10 protein-coding genes and 1 tRNA gene are annotated in these 15921 nt (G+C 64.0%); 4 read left to right on the top strand and 7 right to left on the bottom strand.

Features of this window, described 5'->3' with window-relative positions:
- Positions 1-118 precede the first annotated feature (118 nt).
- Positions 119-1147: an extracellular catalytic domain type 1 short-chain-length polyhydroxyalkanoate depolymerase gene (locus K0P03_RS05225; protein WP_165909290.1), complete on the top strand. Its 1029-nt coding sequence runs from the start codon at positions 119-121 to the stop codon at positions 1145-1147.
- A 7-nt stretch (positions 1148-1154) separates the two neighbouring features.
- On the opposite strand, the gene iolB is transcribed toward K0P03_RS05225, so the two are convergent.
- From iolB to K0P03_RS05250, 5 genes are all read right to left on the bottom strand, one after another.
- Positions 1155-1949, bottom strand: a complete 795-nt coding sequence (iolB, locus tag K0P03_RS05230; RefSeq protein ID WP_272789078.1) for a 5-deoxy-glucuronate isomerase — start codon at positions 1947-1949, stop codon at positions 1155-1157.
- Positions 1950-1984: 35 nt separating this feature from the next.
- Positions 1985-2902 carry a myo-inosose-2 dehydratase gene (iolE, locus tag K0P03_RS05235; RefSeq protein ID WP_272789079.1) on the bottom strand — a complete coding sequence of 306 codons (918 nt, stop codon included), beginning with the start codon at positions 2900-2902 and terminating at the stop codon, positions 1985-1987.
- 116 nt (positions 2903-3018) lie between these two features.
- Positions 3019-4869: a 3D-(3,5/4)-trihydroxycyclohexane-1,2-dione acylhydrolase (decyclizing) gene (gene iolD / locus K0P03_RS05240; protein ID WP_272789080.1), complete on the bottom strand. Its 1851-nt coding sequence runs from the start codon at positions 4867-4869 to the stop codon at positions 3019-3021.
- An 80-nt stretch (positions 4870-4949) separates the two neighbouring features.
- Positions 4950-6884, bottom strand: a complete 1935-nt coding sequence (locus K0P03_RS05245; protein WP_272789081.1) for a bifunctional 5-dehydro-2-deoxygluconokinase/5-dehydro-2-deoxyphosphogluconate aldolase — start codon at positions 6882-6884, stop codon at positions 4950-4952.
- Positions 6885-7005: 121 nt separating this feature from the next.
- Positions 7006-7863 (bottom strand): MurR/RpiR family transcriptional regulator, encoded by an 858-nt coding sequence (locus K0P03_RS05250; protein WP_023513771.1) that lies wholly within the window; start codon positions 7861-7863, stop codon positions 7006-7008.
- A gap of 212 nt (positions 7864-8075) precedes the next feature.
- Between K0P03_RS05250 and K0P03_RS05255 the strand changes: the two genes are divergently transcribed.
- The 3 genes from K0P03_RS05255 (at position 8076) to K0P03_RS05265 (ending at position 13714) form a co-directional block, all read left to right on the top strand.
- Complete coding sequence (locus tag K0P03_RS05255; RefSeq protein WP_272789082.1) at positions 8076-9197, top strand: Gfo/Idh/MocA family protein; 1122 nt, start codon at positions 8076-8078, stop codon at positions 9195-9197.
- Positions 9198-9294: 97 nt separating this feature from the next.
- The gene (locus tag K0P03_RS05260) at positions 9295-12642 is read left to right on the top strand and encodes a caspase family protein (protein WP_023514735.1); all 3348 of its coding nucleotides are present in this window, start codon (positions 9295-9297) and stop codon (positions 12640-12642) included.
- Positions 12643-12778: 136 nt separating this feature from the next.
- Positions 12779-13714: a MerR family transcriptional regulator gene (locus K0P03_RS05265; RefSeq protein ID WP_272789083.1), complete on the top strand. Its 936-nt coding sequence runs from the start codon at positions 12779-12781 to the stop codon at positions 13712-13714.
- 76 nt (positions 13715-13790) lie between these two features.
- On the opposite strand, the gene K0P03_RS05270 is transcribed toward K0P03_RS05265, so the two are convergent.
- On the bottom strand, positions 13791-14903 hold the full coding sequence (locus K0P03_RS05270; RefSeq protein WP_023515466.1) for a calcium-binding protein: 1113 nt from the start codon (positions 14901-14903) through the stop codon (positions 13791-13793).
- A 310-nt stretch (positions 14904-15213) separates the two neighbouring features.
- Positions 15214-15303 (bottom strand) — tRNA-Ser (locus K0P03_RS05275).
- Between the last annotated feature and the right edge of the window lie 618 nt (positions 15304-15921).

Below are 15921 nucleotides of genomic sequence, written 5' to 3' on the forward strand. Positions count from 1 at the left end.
CCCTCATGAGTCTGGAGAATGAGCCGTCCCCCGCATTTTTCCCGTTTTGCCTTGATCCTGCCGCGCCGGATGAGCAAGTAACCTGACGATGAGCAATTCCACGAAAGAGAGGCCAAGCATGCGGGACCGCTTCAAGCGATCGGTCGAACGGCTGCTGCCGACCGAAGCGCGGCTGGGTGACCTGTTCTGGCCGTTCCAGCGCAGTCCGGAGCGCAAGGCGCCCGCCACCCGTCGCCGTCCGGCCGGCTCCTCCGGGCTCGTCGAAGTCACCGGCTTCGGCAGCAATCCGGGCTGCCTTCTGATGTTCGAGCATATTCCGGAGGGGCTTCCGGCCGGCCGGCCGCTCGTTCTGGTGCTGCACGGCTGCCGGCAGGATGCCGAAAGTTATGATCGGGCAGCCGGCTGGGCGTCGCTTGCCGAAGAGCGCGGCTTTTCGGTCGTCTATGCCCAGCAGCGCGAGGCGAACAATCCGCGGCTCTGTTTCACCTGGTTCCGGCCGAGCGAGGTGACGCGCGACCGCGGCGAGCTAATGTCGATCCGCCAGATGGTGGCCCATACGGCTGAACGCGCGACAAGCGATCCGGAGCGCATCTTCATCACCGGTCTTTCCGCCGGCGGCGCGATGACGGCGGCGATGCTCGCCAATTATCCCGAGCTCTTTGCCGGCGGTGCGATCATCGCCGGGCTGCCCTTCGGTGCCGCGCGCGACGCCACCCGCGCCTTCGATGCCATGGGCGAGGCGCCGGAAAGGAGCCCGCGCGAATGGAGCGATCTGGTGCGTGCCGTCTCCCCGCGCATGGCGCGCAAGCCGGCCATCTCGATCTGGCACGGCACGGCGGACGAAACCGTCGCGCTGTCGAACGGCCTCGCGCTGGTCGAGCAATGGCGCGACCTCTACCGCCTGCCGAAGGAGGCCTTCGTGGAAAAGCGCATGAAGGGCCGTCGCACGCGCATCTGGCCCGACAAGGAGGGCAAGCCGCTCGTCACCTTCCACGAGATCGACGGCATGGGTCACGGCACGCCGGTGGAGCGCGGCGAGGGCGGCGGTTACGCCGCTGCCATCGAACCCTTCATGCTGGAAACCGGCTTTTCCTCGACGCTGGAGATTGCGAAAGCCTGGGGCCTGACGCGCAAGTGGAAGCGGTAGGCGGCGCCTACGCCAGCAGCCACTCGTGCTCCTTGGCGTTGTGGAACTTCCACACGCGCTTCGGCCCGGCCATCACGTTGAGATAATAGAGGTCATAGCCGTGGATGGTGGCGCAGGGATGGTAGCCTTTCGGCACCAGCGTCACGTCGCCATCCTCCACCGCCATCGCCACGTCGAGCGAACGGTCGTCCGTATAGACGCGCTGGAACGCGAAACCCTGCGGCGGGTTGAGGCGGTGGTAATAGGTTTCCTCCAGGAAGCTTTCGTGCGGAAGATTGTCCTGGTCGTGCTTGTGCGAAGGGTAGGACGAGGTGTTGCCGCTCGGCGTGATCACCTCCACGACGAGCAGCGAATGGGCCGAATTGTCGTCTTCCGGCATGATGTTGTGGACATGCCTGACATTCGAGCCCTTGCCGCGGCTGACCTTTGGATGCGTGCCCGGCGGAATGGCCTTGGCCTTGTGGTCGCCGCCGCCCGGGGCCGAGCAGACGGCAAGTTCGAGATCCGTTTCCGCCGTCACCGACCAGTTGGAATTGGCCGGGATGTAGAGTGCATGCGGCGCGCCCTCGAACGGGCTCATGCGCTCGCCGAGGATGCCGAAATCCTGGCCCGCCGCCGTCGCCTTGCCCTTGCCGGAGATCCACACGAGGCAGACCTCGCGGCTTCCCGTCTCGGCGGCCAGGATTTCACCCGGCTTCATGCGGTGCACGTCGAAGCCGACATAGGTCCAGCCGGCGCTTTCGGGTGTCACATGGCTGACGCGGCCATGGTAGCCTTCGGGTTTGATGAGCAGGGTCGACATGGGCTTCTTCCTTTCAGTCGGCATCGGGGGAAGGGTTATCCTTTCGGAAACCCTTCCGTCTCCACGGTATAACCCGCCGCCGTCATGACGCGCATCAATTCCGCATACCCGACCTCGGCCATCTTCTGCGGCGGTGCCGTGCGCGGGTCCTGCTCGGCCTCGACGACGAACCAGCCTTCATAGCCATAGTCGGCGAAACGCTGCACGATGGCGCCGAAATCGAGCGAGCCGTCGCCCGGAACGGTGAAGGCGCCCAGCGCCACGGCATCAAGGAAGGACTGTTTCGTGCGGTCGAGCCCGTCGACGACGGAACGGCGGATGTCCTTGACATGCACATGGTTGATGCGGGCATGGTGGTTGTCGATGGCGCGCAGCACATCGCCGCCGGCAAAGGCAAGATGACCGGCATCGAGCAGCAGCGGAATGCCTTCGCCCGAATTCTTCATGAAGGCGTCGAGTTCCGGTTCGGTCTCGACGACGGCGGCCATGTGGTGGTGATAGGACAGCGGCATGCCCTGGTCAGCGCACCATTCGCCGAATTCGGTGAGGCGGCGGCCATAGGCCTTCATCTCGTCGTCGGAGAGTTTTGGCTTGGTGGCGAGCGGCTTGGAGCGGTCGCCCTGGATGGAGCGGGCGACTTCGCCATAGACGATGCAGGGCGCATTGACCGCCTTGAACAGGTCGATCATCGGCAGGATGCGATCCTTGTTGGCCGAAAGCGCCTCGTCGACCAGCGTGCCGGAGAACCAGCCGCCGCACAGCGTCACGTCGGCCGCACGCAGGATGGGCAGCATGACGGCCGGGTCCTCGGGAAAGCGGCGGCCCTTCTCCATGCCCGTGAAGCCGGCGCTGCGCGACTGCCGCAGGCATTCTTCCAGGGATACGTCGTCGCTGAGCTCCGGAAGGTCGTCGTTCCACCAGGCGATGGGCGACATGCCGAGTTTGGCTTTCATTATCGTCTCCTTGCGGGAGGCAACGGCCTCCCTTGTCCTTGTTGCTCCCTCCCTCGCTTCGGTCATCCCCGGATTTGACCCGAGGATGACCGAAGCGAGGGAGGGCGTTGTCTGTCCTAGCCGATCCGCTGGGCTTCGAGCGCCTTCACATAGGCCTCGCGTGCAGTGTTGACCTCGTCGCGCGCGCTCACTTCGGGAACCGCGACATCCCACCAGTGGCCGCCGTCCTTTGTGGTGATCAGCGGGTCGGTGTCGATGACGATGACGGAGGTGCGGTCGTTGCCCTTGCTTTGCTGGATGGCCGTCTCGAGATCGGCGATGGAGGAGACCTTGACGGCGACCGCGCCCATGCTTTCGGCATGCGCCCGGAAGTCGATATCCGGCATCATCTCGATCATCGAGTCCTTCAGGAGGTTGTTGAAGTTCGCGCCGCCGGTCGCCATCTGCAGCCGGTTGATGCAGCCATAGCCGCGGTTGTCGAGTACGACGATCGTCAGTTTCTGGCCGAGCATGATGGAGGTCGACAGCTCGGAGTTCATCATCATGTAGGAGCCGTCGCCGACCATGACGACGACATCGGCCTCCGGCCGTGCCAGCTTGACGCCGAGGCCGCCGGCAATCTCGTAGCCCATGCAGGAGAAGCCGTATTCCATGTGGTAGCCGCCCGGTTTCACGGCCTGCCACAGCTTGTGCAATTCGCCCGGCAGGCCGCCGGCCGCGCAGACGAGAACCGAATTCTCCCCGCCGATCGACCGCTGCACCGCGCCGATGACCTGCGCATCGGAGGGCAGGGCCGCATTGGTGGCGGCGGTTGCCCGGTTGGCGGCGGCCATCCATTCCGCCTTGCGGGATTTTGCGGCCGCCTCCACCGCTGCCGGGGCCTTCCAGCCGCCGAGCGCCTCGGAGAGCAGCGTCAGGCCCTCGCGCGCATCGGCGACGAGCGGCTGGCTGTTGTGCTTGGCGGCGTCGAAGGCGGTGGTGTTGAGGCCGATCATCGTCACGGCATCGTTCTTGAACAGCGCCCAGGAGCCGGTGGTGAAGTCCTGCATGCGGGTGCCGACGGCGAGGATGACGTCCGCCTCTTCGGCAAAGGCATTGGCGGCCGAGGTGCCGGTGACGCCGACCGAACCCATGCAGAGCGGATGGTCGTCCGGCAGCGCCGACTTGCCAGCTTGGGTGACGGCGACCGGAATGCCGTGCATGCCGGCAAAGGCCTTCAGCTCGGCGGTCGCCTGCGAATAGAGCACACCGCCGCCGGCGATGATCAGCGGCTTTTCCGCCTTGCGCAGCGTGGCGATGGCGGCGGCTAGCTCGTCGCTGTCCGGTCGCGGCCGGCGCTGCGTCCAGACCTTCTGCGCAAAGAGGCTTGCCGGATAGTCATAGGCTTCGGCCTGCACGTCCTGGCAGAGCGAAAGCGTCACCGGGCCGCAATCGACCGGATCGGTGAGGACCTGCATGGTGCGCTTCAGCGCGGAGATGATCTGCTCCGGCCGGGTGATGCGGTCGAAATAGCGCGAGACGCAGCGGAAGGCGTCGTTGACGGAGACGGTGCCGTCGCCGAAGTTCTCGATCTGCTGGAGGACGGGATCGGGAATGCGGTTGGCGAAGACATCGCCGGGCAGGAACAGAACCGGCAGGCGGTTGACATGGGCGACGCCGGCAGCGGTGATCATGTTCAGGGCGCCGGGACCGATCGAGGTCGTGCAGGCCATGAAGCGCTGGCGGAAGCTCGCCTTGGCGAAGGCGACCGCGGCATGCGCCATGCCCTGTTCGTTGTGGGCGCGCAGCGTCGGCAGGTCTTCGCGCACCTGGTACAGCGCCTCGCCCATGCCGGCGACGTTGCCGTGGCCGAAAATGCCCCAGACGCCGGCGAAGATCGGTACCGTCTTGCCGTCCACGACCGTCATCTGCGCCTTCAGGAAATGTGCGATGGCCTGCGCCATCGTCAGCCGGATCGTCTTTGCCATGGTGTTCCTCCCGAATTCTCTTGCTTGCCGCAATCCCTGACCGGGCGAACCGCCTCGGGTCTTCCGGGATTGCCCTGTCTTTAACGGCTGCGGGTCCGCAGCCAGGCGTCGGTCAGCGCGCGGAAGCGGTCGGCCATATCCGACACCGCCGCCTCGTCGTCGATCTTTCCCGCCATCCAGGCGCGGGCGGCATCGACGAAGATCGTGCGGCCGACGGCAAAACCCTTGACGGCCGGTGCCACCTTGGTCGCCTCGAAGGCCTTCACCAGCTCTTCCGTCGGCGCCTCGAGACCGAGCAGCACGATGCCGCGGCAATAGCTGTCGTTTTCAGCGATGACGGCCTCGATGTTCTCCCAGGCGCGGCTGGACGCCTGCGGTTCCAGCTTCCACCAGTCCGGCTTGATGCCGAGATCGTAAAGCTCCTGCATCGCCCTCGACACCGTATCATCCTTGAGCGGCCCGTTCTTGCCCGCGATGATCTCGATCAACAGTTCACGCCCGACGCGGCGCGCGGCTTCGAAAAGCGTGCGCAGCTTCTCCTGCTGTTCCGTCTTGAGCGCGGCCGGATCGTCGGGATGATAGAAGCACAGGCACTTGATGCAATGGTCGAGCGGCCATTCGACGAGCTGCGAGCCGATATCCTGGCTGAACTCGAAGCGCAGCGGCTTGGAGCCCGGCAGTTCCACCGGCCGGCCGAGCCAGGAGAAGTTCTGGGTCGCCGCGTCGAAGAAGGCGTCGCGGCCGAAGCGCTCGTCGATCAGCATGCCGTAGCCGGGGCGGCCGTCGGCGACCCGCGCGGCGGCCTGGACGGTCAGGCGCTTGAATTCGGAAATCTTCTCGTGCGGCACGCCGAGTTCGTCGGCGACGTCGACGAGCTGCATGCGATGGTCGCAGGCAAGCGCCATCAGCAGCGGTATGTCGTCCTGCTTGCGGTTGGTCGCCCAGTGGATGTGGTTGATCGCCTCGTCCTTGCGCAGCGCCCGGTGTTTGCTGCCGTTTTCCAGGAAGTAGGTCAGCTCATCCCAGCTTGGATATTCCGGCGAGCAGAGCAGGCGCGAGACGGCAAAGGCACCGCAGGCATTGGCCCAGGTGGCGGAGGTCTTGTGATCCTCGCCCTTCAGCCAGCCGCGCAGGAAGCCCGACATGAAGGCATCGCCCGCGCCGAGCACGTTGTAGACCTCGATGGGAAAACCCTGGCCGACGACGCCGTCCTCCAGATCGTCGGAGATCGGGCCGTCATAGACGATGCAGCCCATGGCGCCGCGCTTCAGCACGATCGTCGCGGCCGAGACGGCACGGATGGCTTTCAGTGACGAAAGCACGTCGTCGGCGCCCGACGCGATCATGATCTCTTCCTCGGTGCCGACGATGAGGTCGCAATCCGGCAGCACGGATTTCAGGATGGCGGAGACACGATCGGACTTCACATAGCGCTCGAAGCCTTCTGCATGGCCGGCAAGGCCCCAGAGGTTCGGGCGGTAGTCGATGTCGAAGATGACCTTGCCGCCACTCGCCTTGGCAATGCGGATCGCCTTGCGCTGGGCAGCCTCGGTGTTGGGGCGGGAAAAATGCGTGCCGGAAACGAGAACCGCGCGGGAGGAGCGTACGAAGGCTTCGTCGACGTCGCCCTCGTCGAGGGCCATGTCGGCACAGTCGGTGCGCACGAAGATCATCGGCGAGACGCCTTCGGCCTCGATGGCGAGCAGCACGAGCGCCGTCAGCCGCGCCTTGTCGGTCTTGATGCCATCGACATCGACGCCTTCGCGGGCGGACTGTTCGCGGATGAAGCGGCCCATCTGCTCGTCGCCGACGCGGGTGATGAGTGCAGACTTTAGGCCGAGGCGGGCAGTGCCGATGGCGATGTTGGCCGGGCAGCCGCCGACGGATTTGGCGAAGGAGGCGGTATCCTCCAGGCGCGTGCCGAGCTGCTGGCCGTAGAGATCGACGGACGAGCGGCCGATCGTGATGACGTCGAGCGTCTTGTCCTGGCCCTGGTCGCGGTCAGTGTGCGGCATGTCTTCCTCCCGGTCTCGCGGCGCCGTCATTCGGAGTGCGGCGGTCCGTGAAGAAAATGAAACATGAATTCCATTATTATGTCAATTCGGAATATTCATTCCGTTTCCATTCTGCAGCATTTCACTTCGAGGATCGCATGAGGCTGCGCCGCTTCTCGGCAATGGCGACCGGCAGCGCCATGGCAAGCGCCATGGAGGCCGAGAGCGAACGGAAGCCGGCATAATCCGCCTCGGAAACCTCGAACCAGTGGGTGGCCGACGCGGCGAGGGGGGAGAAGACCGAGTCGGTGATGGCGACGATCGGCACGCCACGGGCGGCCAGCTCCTGTGCCTGCGTCAGGCTTTCGGCGGCATAGGGGGCGAAGCTCGCGGCGATCACCGCATCCTTGCCGGTAGCGAACTGCGCCATCTCGGCATCGATGCCGTTCGGCGAGGCGATGATCTGATGGCGGATGCCGAGCTTGCCGAGAGCATAGGCGATATGCGCCGTCAGCGGATAGGAGCGGCGCTTGGCAACGAGATAGATCGTCTCGGCCCGCGCCAGGAGATCGACCGATCTCGAAAAGGTTTCGCCGTCGATGGTGCTGGCAAGCCGCGCGACGGACTGGCTGGCGGCGGTCAGGAAGCCGGAAAGCAGCTCCGTGTCGCTGTTGGATGCCGGCCCCGCCTCGAGAGAGAGCAGGCGCTCTTCGTAGGAGAGCGTACGGTCTCGCAGCCGGGCGCGAAAGACGTTCTGCAGGTCGGAAAAGCCTTCATAGCCGAGATGGTGGGCGAGACGTACCAGCGTGGAAGGTTGCACGTCGGCCGCCGTCGCGATGCTCGCCGCAGTGCCGAAGGCCATCTCGTCCGGGTTGGAAAGCGCATAGGCCGCCACCTGCGCCAGGCGCTTGGGCATGCTCACCTTGCGCTCGATGATGACGCTACGCAGGCTGTCGAAATCGCGCGGTACACGCGCAAGGGCCGCTTCGGTGCTGTTCATGGTTCTATCCTCCCTCGTGCGGCCATTCTGCGACAAACGAAATAAATATTCCATATTTTCAGAAAAGATAGTTTTCGTTCCAAATCTTTCCCGCTATGCATGGAGCCGACGACGCCATGCGGCGAGATATAGAGCAAATCCGGCGCGAATGCGTAACGGTTTTGCGGCCGCATTCGCGTGGAAAGGCAACCCTGGCAGGTGGAGGAGACGGCATGAAGGCCTTGGGAATAGGACTGATCGGTACCGGCTACATGGGCAAGTGCCATGCGCTCGCCTGGAACAATGTCAGCGCGGTCTTCGGCGATGTTGAGCGCCCGCGTCTCGTGCATCTGGCGGAAGCCAATGCGGAGCTTGCCACCAGCCGCGCCCGCGAATTCGGCTTTGCGAAATCCACTGCCGACTGGCGCGCGCTGCTTGCCGATCCCGAAGTCGACGTGATCTCGGTGACGACGCCGAACCAGTTCCACGCAGAGATGGCGATCGCCGCGCTGGAAGCGGGAAAACACGTCTGGTGCGAAAAGCCGATGGCGCCGGCGCTGGCCGATGCCGAGCGCATGCTTGCCGCCCAGCGTTCTTCCGGCAAGGTCGCGGTCATGGGCTACAACTATATCCAGAACCCGGTCCTGCGGCACATCCGCTCGCTCATCGACGAAGGTGTGATCGGCACGGTGAACCATGTCCGCGTCGAGATGGACGAGGATTTCATGGCGGATCCCGAGGCGCCGTTCTACTGGAAAAGCGAGGCTTCGTCCGGGTATGGCGCGCTCGACGATTTTTCCGTGCACCCGCTTTCGCTGCTCTGGAGCCTGTTCGGCCATGTCGAGGCGGTGATCGCCTCGCTGGCAAAGCCCTATGCCGACCGTCCGCTCAAGGAGGGCGGCCGCCGCGCCGTGGAGAACCACGATATCGCCAGCGTGCTGATGCGCCTTCCCGGCGGCATTTCCGGCGTGCTGATGGCCAACCGCTCGGCCTGGGGACGCAAGGGCCGCATCGCGCTGCAGATCTACGGTTCGAAGGGGTCGATCCTTTTCGACCAGGAGCGCATGAACGAGTTCCAGCTCTATACGGTGGACGGTCGCGCGACCGAGCAGGGCTTTTCCACAATCCTGACGGCCCCGCACCACAAGCCCTATGACCGGTTCATTCCGGCCCCCGGCCATGGCCTAGGCTTCAACGATCTCAAGATCATCGAGTGCCGCGAGCTGATTGCCGCCATCGCGGGCATGGCCTCGCATTCCATCGACTTCAACCACGGCCTGCGCATCGAGAAGTCGGTGCATGCCATGGCGCAATCTTTCCGCGAAAGCCGCTGGGTCGAGATCGCCGCAGCGTGACCTTTCGGCGGCCGGACCAAAAAAATCCGGCCGCCCGCACATTGAAACGGTGGGGGCCATACGTAATACTCTCGGCAATAATGCCGGAGGGAAGGGCATGAGAAAGCAGATACAGAGACGCTGGGCGCCGGTCCTCTTCGTCTCGATTGCTGTCGTCGTGTTCAACGCGAACGCCGCAGAGGCGAAGCGCGTTGCACTGCTGATAGGCAATCAGAAATACGAAGAGACCGCCCAGCTCAACAATCCTGCGAACGATGTGGAGCTGATGCGCGCCTCGTTCGAGAGCGCAGGCTTCGATTCCGTCAAGACCGTTCTGGATCTCGACCGCTCCGCCATGGTGAAGGCGCTGCGCGAGTTCGAGGACGAGTCCGTCGATGCGGACATGGCCGTGGTCTACTACTCCGGCCACGCCATGGAGATGAACGGGATCAACTACCTGATCCCCGTCGATGCAGCGCTGAAGAGCGACCGCGACGTCGAGGACGAGAGCGTCGCCATCGACCGCGTGCAGCGCTCGCTGGAGGGCGCCAAGAAGCTCAAGCTCTTCATCCTCGATGCTTGCCGCAACAATCCGTTCTCCGCCTCGATGACGCGCTCGATCGGCACCCGCGCCGTCACGCGCGGCCTTGCCCGGGTCGAGCCCGAATCGGCCGACACGCTGATCGCCTTCGCCTCCAAGGCCGGCACGGTGGCGCTGGACGGCGAGGGCAAGAACAGCCCGTTTGCCACCGCCCTTTCGAAATACCTGACGGAACCGGGCCTCGACGTGCGCATCGCGCTCGGCAAGGTGCGCGACGAGGTGGTGGAAGCCACCAACCGCGAGCAGGAACCCTTCGTCTATGGTTCGCTCGGCGGCGCGCAGATCTTCCTGAACATCAAGGAAGTGAACATCAACGTCACCAACAGCGGCAACACGCAGGAGATCTCGCCCAACGGCCAGTCCGAAGCGGCTGCCGACTGGCAGAACATCCGCGACCTCGCCGACGAAGACCTGATCAACGCCTTTATCGAAAAGCACGGCAAGGATCCGGTCTACAAGATGCTGGCGGAAAAGAAGCTCGCCAGCCTCAAGGAGGCCACCCAGAACGATGGGCAGGATGCGGCCGGCATCGCATGGGAGGCCCTGAAGGAATCAACGGACGCGGCCGCCCTGCAGCGCTTCATCGAGCGTTATCCCGATAGCCGCCATCGCAGCGACGCCGAAACGCTGATTGCCGCGCTGGAGCCCAAAAAAGGCCTGAGCGTCAACGTGGCCGGCAAGGAAACACCCGCCTCGCGCGACTGTTTCCTTCTTGCCGGCGAGCCGCAGTCGCTGCCCGGCTTCATGGGTGTCAACTTCCTCAAGATCGATGCCAAGCGGGCACTCGCCGCCTGCGCGCAGGCCGTCAACGAGAATCCGTCCGACGGCATGCTCGTCAACCTGCTCGGCCGCGCGCATGACGCCGACCGCAACTATGTCGAAGCCCGCCGCAACTACGAGAAGGCGATCGAGCTCGGCAACATGTATGCCCTGACGAACCTCGCCTGGTTCTCGGTCTACGGCACGGATGGCCCGGTCGATGTCGCCAAGGGCCTGTCGATGTTCGAAAAGGCTTCGACGGCCGGCAATTCCTATGCCCAGGCCTCGCTCGGCTGGCTCTACCGCGAAGGTTATGGCGGCACCCGCCAGGACTATAACGAGGCGGTGAAGTGGTACCAGCAGTCGGCCAACCAGGGCTATGCCAACGCCATGGCCACCATGGGCTGGTTCTACCGCGAGGGCCTCGGCGTCTCGCAGGATTACGTCCAGTCGCTCAACTGGTATCGCAAGGCGGCGGACGCCGGCGACGCCAACGCCATGTCCTCGCTCGGCTGGGCCTACCAGAACGGCCTCGGCACGTCGCAGAACTATGCCGAAGCCAAGGTCTGGTACGAGAAGGCCGCCAATATCGGCGATTCCTACTCGATGGCCTCGCTCGCCTGGCTCTATGACGTCGGCAACGGCGTGAAGCAGGACTATGTCGAAGCCCGCTACTGGTATGAAAAGGCCGCCAATGCCGGCAGCGCCTATGCCATGGGCAACCTGTCTCGCCTCTACGACCAGGGCCTCGGCACACCGGCCGATGCCAAGGAGGCCGTCCGCTGGGCCGCTGCCTCGGTCGAAAGCGGCGACGCCAACAAGCTGAAGGAGCTGAAGGACAACCCGGGCAACTTCACGGTCGCCTTCCGCAAGGAAATGCAGAACCTCCTGAAGGAGCGCGGCTACTACAGCGGTTCCTCCGATGGTGAGTTCGGCGCCGCGACGCTCGCTGCCATCGACAAGCTGGCCACCGGCCGCAACGACAGCAGCTCGCTGACGAACACCAACACGACCACCACCGACAACAGCCAGTCGACGGTGACCCTCAGCGGTTCGGACGCCGACCAGTGCTACGAACTTGCCGGCGAACCGAACCTGCGCCCGGGCTTCCTCGGAAAGCTCTTCGCGCAGATCGACTACGGCCGTGCGATTCCGGTCTGCGAGGCGGCGCTCAATGCCTCCCCGTCGGACAACTCGATCCGTAACATGCTGGGTCGTGCCCACGACGCGGCAAAGAACTTCCCGAAGGCGCGCGAGCACTACCAGAAGGCTGCCGACGAGGGGAACCTCTATGCGCTGACCAACCTTGCCTGGTATTCGATCTACGGCACGGACGGCCCGGTCGACATGGCCAAGGGCACGCGCATGTTCGAGCAGGCCTCGAATGCCGGCAACCCCTATGCCCAGGCCTCGCTCGGCTGGCTCTACCGCGAAGGCTACAACGGCACGCGCAAGGACTATGAAGAGGCCATCAAGTGGTATCGCAAGGCGGCCGAACAGGGTTATGCCAATGCACAGGCCACCATGGGCTGGTTCTACCGCGAAGGCCTCGGTACGGCGCGCGACTACAACGCCTCGCTCGACTGGTACGTGAAGGGTGCCGAGGGCGGTGACGTCAACGCGATGTCTTCCGTCGGTTATGCCTATCAGTCCGGCCTCGGCGTCGCGGTCGACTATGCCGAGGCGCGCAAGTGGTACGAGAAGGCCGCGGCCTTCAACGACTACTATTCGATGGCCTCGATCGGCTGGCTCTACGACGTCGGCAACGGCGTGAAGCAGGACTACGCCCAGGCACGCGACTGGTACGAGAAGGCGGCCAATGGCGGCAACACCTATGCCATGGGCAATCTCTCCCGCCTCTACGACCAGGGCCTCGGCACCCGCGCCAACGCCAAGGAGGCCGCCCGCTGGGCCGCCGCCAGCGTCGAGGGCGGCGACCAGGGCAAGCTGCAGGAACTCAAGGGCTCGCCGGCGAACTTCACGCCGCAGTTCCGCAAGGAGTTCCAGCAGATCCTCAGGGATCGCGGCTACTATAGCGGCCCGATCGACGGCGACTTCGGCACCTCGACGCAGAACGCGATCGACCGCCTGGCCGCCCGCACGTAAACACAGCGCCGGCCCAGCATCCGGAAAGAAAACCGCCAGTGCCCGAAAGGGCGCTGGCGGTTTTCGTTTGGCGGGAAAAATCATTTAAGGAAACGCCGTTGACCCTCCACCGGGTGGAGGCCGCAATAGGACTGCCATGGGAACGAAGTTTTACACGATCGGTGAACTGGCGCGGCTTTCGGGGCAATCCGTCCGCCGCATCCGCTACTATTCCGACAAGGGTCTCCTGCCGCCAAGCGATCGCTCGGCTGGCAATTACCGGATCTACAGCGAGGCGGATGTCGCCCGGCTCGACCTCATTCGCGCCCTGCGCGAAGCGGGCGTCGGCCTCGCCGCCATTGCGCGGTTGCTTGCCCGCCGGCTGACGTTGTCGGATGTGCTGAGCGCCCGGCTCGATGTTCTCGAGGCGGAGATATCAGCCAAACGGCGCATGGCCGCCGTGCTTCGTGCAACACTTCGTCTGCCCAATCCCGCCGATGATGACCTGAGGAGGCTTTGGACCATGGCGAATGTGAGCAACAGACAGATGCAGGCCCTTCTCGAGCGATTCGTCGATCGAATCGCCGACGGCGCGAAGATGGATGCGCAATGGCGCCAGCGCATGATCGAAACGAGCGTTCCGGAACTGCCCGACGATCCGACGCCGGAGCAGGTCGTGGCCTGGACGGATCTTGCGGGCATGCTCGAAGACGAGGATTTCGGTCACCAGTTGCAGGCGCAGATGGCTGCGTTCTGGAACGGCGCCCTTGATTCGGATGCATACCGGGAGGCTTCGCTGCGCGCCTATGAGGCCGTCCAGGCGGCGATCGCCGCGAATCAGTCGCCAACCGGCAGGGAAGGGCAGGCGATCGCGTCCGCCTGGCTCATCGAATCGGCGCAGGCAATGGGCCGCGTACCCGACGGGGCGTTTCTCGACTGGCACTTTGCCCAGTATGACAACCAGTCTGGCCGCATGGGCCGCTACCGGCAGCTGCTCGCCGTCCTGCGCGGGGACGTCGATACGGCTGCATCGGACAGGGCATGGAGCTGGTTGAACGCGGCGCTGCATGCGCTGCCGTCCGCGCGGCCCTGAAACAGAAATGCCGCACGCGTTGCTGGCGCGTGCGGCATGACAAGCTCGGGAGCGCCCCCTGTGCCAGGGGCGGAGCTTAGAGCAGGAAGTCGCTCGAATAGTAGCGTGTGAGGCCGGCGTCAATCTCGAAATCAGCCCGCCCGTCGCCATTGACGTCACCGGAGATGATCGTGCCCGAATAACGCAGCTCGCCCGCTTCACCGGAAAACGCACTCTTTCCGATGAAGTGGAAGGCGTTGTTGCCGCTTCGGCCGGTGTCGGCGTCGATGCTCTTGAGGTCGATGACGTCGTCTTCGCTCTCCGGCTTGAAGTCGTCGATCACGTCGCGCTGCGAGCCGACCTTGCTGTCGGATGTCTTGATGAAGCGGAACGTATCGGCGCCGGTGCCGCCGACGAGGAAGTCGTTGCCGCTGTCGCCGACGAGCAGGTCATTGCCCGAACCGCCCAGAAGGTCGTCATTGCCCGAACCGCCGTAGAGCCGGTCATTGCCGCTGTCGCCGTAAAGGTCATCATTGCCGCTGTCGCCGTAGAGGATGTCCTTGCCGGAGCCGCCATAGAGCCGGTCGTTGCCGCCGAGGCCTTCCAGCTGGTCGTTGCCGTTGCCGCCGCGCAGCGTGTTGTTGCCGCCGGTGCCGATCAGCGTGTCATTGGAGCGGGTGCCTGTGGCGTTTTCGATGCTCGTCAGTTCCTCGTTGCGTCCGTCGACGGCCTTCGCGAAGCCCTTGTCGAGATCGACATAGATGCCACGACCCTTCTCGCTGGAGGAATCCTGCAGCGAATAGTTGACCGTGTCGGTGCCGGAACCGCCGTTGAACGCGTTGCGATAGCCGACCGAGTAGAAGGTGTCGTTGCCGCTATCGCCCCAGTAGTCGCTGGACAGGGTCTTCACTTCGAATCGATCGTTGCCGTCGCCGCCGCTGACCTTGTCATACTCACCGCTGGCCTTGGCCGCGCCGCTGTGCTTGTAGACGTCGTCGCCCGAGCCGAGGAAGATATCGTTGCCGCCTTCGAAGCTGTTGCGCACGAGATCGTTGCCGCTGCCGGCTTCCACATAGTTGAGGCCGCCCCGGCTGTCGGTACGGTTCAGAACGATTTCGTCATCGCCGCCATAGGTGTAGATTTCCACCTCGGTGCGGGAGTTCTGGACGACGTAATCATCTCCATTCGTGCCCTTGTATACATAGGCCATGTCCTCGTTCCTTTCTGTACCACGTGCTGTTGTCCGACTTTTAGCGCCGGCAAGCTGAACCGCCGTTGAACAAAATGGGGAGGCAGAAGGCATTTTCGAGGCCGGCCGAAAAAAAATTGAGGGCGCAAGCCGGCAAAGGCCCATCAAACGGTGTGCGAATCGGCAAATTCCCGGGGAATCGGGGCAGCCGGCATATTCAGGGAATTTCGCTTTTTCGGAGGCCGCTGGTGTGGCGCGGCTTCCGGGAAGAGGCGCGGGCACACCGTCTGGTACGTCTCGTGCCGCAAGGTCTTATTCCTGTGGGGGAAACTGGCGGAGAAGAAGGGATTCGAACCCTCGATACCGTTTCCGGTATACTCCCTTAGCAGGGGAGCGCCTTCGACCACTCGGCCACCTCTCCGCTCGCGGTTTCACTATGCGGCAGAGCTTGCGATTGCAAGGGCTTTTTGTTTTTCGCCCACATTTTGATGACAGGACCGGGCCTTCGGCTTGAAAGCCGTGTGATGCTGCAGCCGAATTCGAGCTTCTCCTCGTGATGCCGTTTGTAAAAACGGTGCAAGGCGGATCGATGGTGGCGGTCGCGAGCGCGTGATTCCCGATGAGAGCAAGGCCGGCAGATTGCGTTTTCCAACTCGGTGGGGACGTGGCTGGCGTACTCTATAAATAGGGCCTTGCAGAGGAGGACTTGTTTTGGGCTCGCGGCCGTGGCCGGAAAACCCGTCGCGTGATTCCCCGAATCGACGTGGGAAAAGCGAGCGCCTCGCCCTCCGGTTCGGGCTGCCGCCGCGTCCCCGGCAGGGAAGGGACGGGGCGGAAATCGCCCCAATGCCATGTGAAAGAGCGGTCCTTGCCCCTGTTTTGCCCGGTCTGTGGCAGGGCAATTGCAGGGTGTCTCTTTGCTAAGTGCCCGCTTCATAAGGCCTTTTGTTAATGATCCATAAACTTTTAGCGATCTGCCCCGCCATTTTGTGTCCTTTCCGCAACAGCGCTGGGCGAAGGCTGACACAAACCCTGCCTC

The sequence above is a fragment of the Shinella sp. HY16 genome, from assembly GCF_028534175.1.
Lineage (GTDB): Bacteria > Pseudomonadota > Alphaproteobacteria > Rhizobiales > Rhizobiaceae > Shinella.

What these genes read in the sequence shown, in the direction of transcription:
- iolD (WP_272789080.1), bottom strand. Translation starts at nt 4,869, where the DNA reads ATGGCAAAGACGATCCGGCTGACGATGGCGCAGGCCATCGCACATTTC.
- K0P03_RS05265 (WP_272789083.1), top strand. Translation starts at nt 12,779, where the DNA reads ATGGGAACGAAGTTTTACACGATCGGTGAACTGGCGCGGCTTTCGGGG.
- iolE (WP_272789079.1), bottom strand. Translation starts at nt 2,902, where the DNA reads ATGAAAGCCAAACTCGGCATGTCGCCCATCGCCTGGTGGAACGACGAC.
- K0P03_RS05225 (WP_165909290.1), top strand. Translation starts at nt 119, where the DNA reads ATGCGGGACCGCTTCAAGCGATCGGTCGAACGGCTGCTGCCGACCGAA.
- K0P03_RS05260 (WP_023514735.1), top strand. Translation starts at nt 9,295, where the DNA reads ATGAGAAAGCAGATACAGAGACGCTGGGCGCCGGTCCTCTTCGTCTCG.
- iolB (WP_272789078.1), bottom strand. Translation starts at nt 1,949, where the DNA reads ATGTCGACCCTGCTCATCAAACCCGAAGGCTACCATGGCCGCGTCAGC.
- K0P03_RS05270 (WP_023515466.1), bottom strand. Translation starts at nt 14,903, where the DNA reads ATGGCCTATGTATACAAGGGCACGAATGGAGATGATTACGTCGTCCAG.
- K0P03_RS05250 (WP_023513771.1), bottom strand. Translation starts at nt 7,863, where the DNA reads ATGAACAGCACCGAAGCGGCCCTTGCGCGTGTACCGCGCGATTTCGAC.
- K0P03_RS05245 (WP_272789081.1), bottom strand. Translation starts at nt 6,884, where the DNA reads ATGCCGCACACTGACCGCGACCAGGGCCAGGACAAGACGCTCGACGTC.
- K0P03_RS05255 (WP_272789082.1), top strand. Translation starts at nt 8,076, where the DNA reads ATGAAGGCCTTGGGAATAGGACTGATCGGTACCGGCTACATGGGCAAG.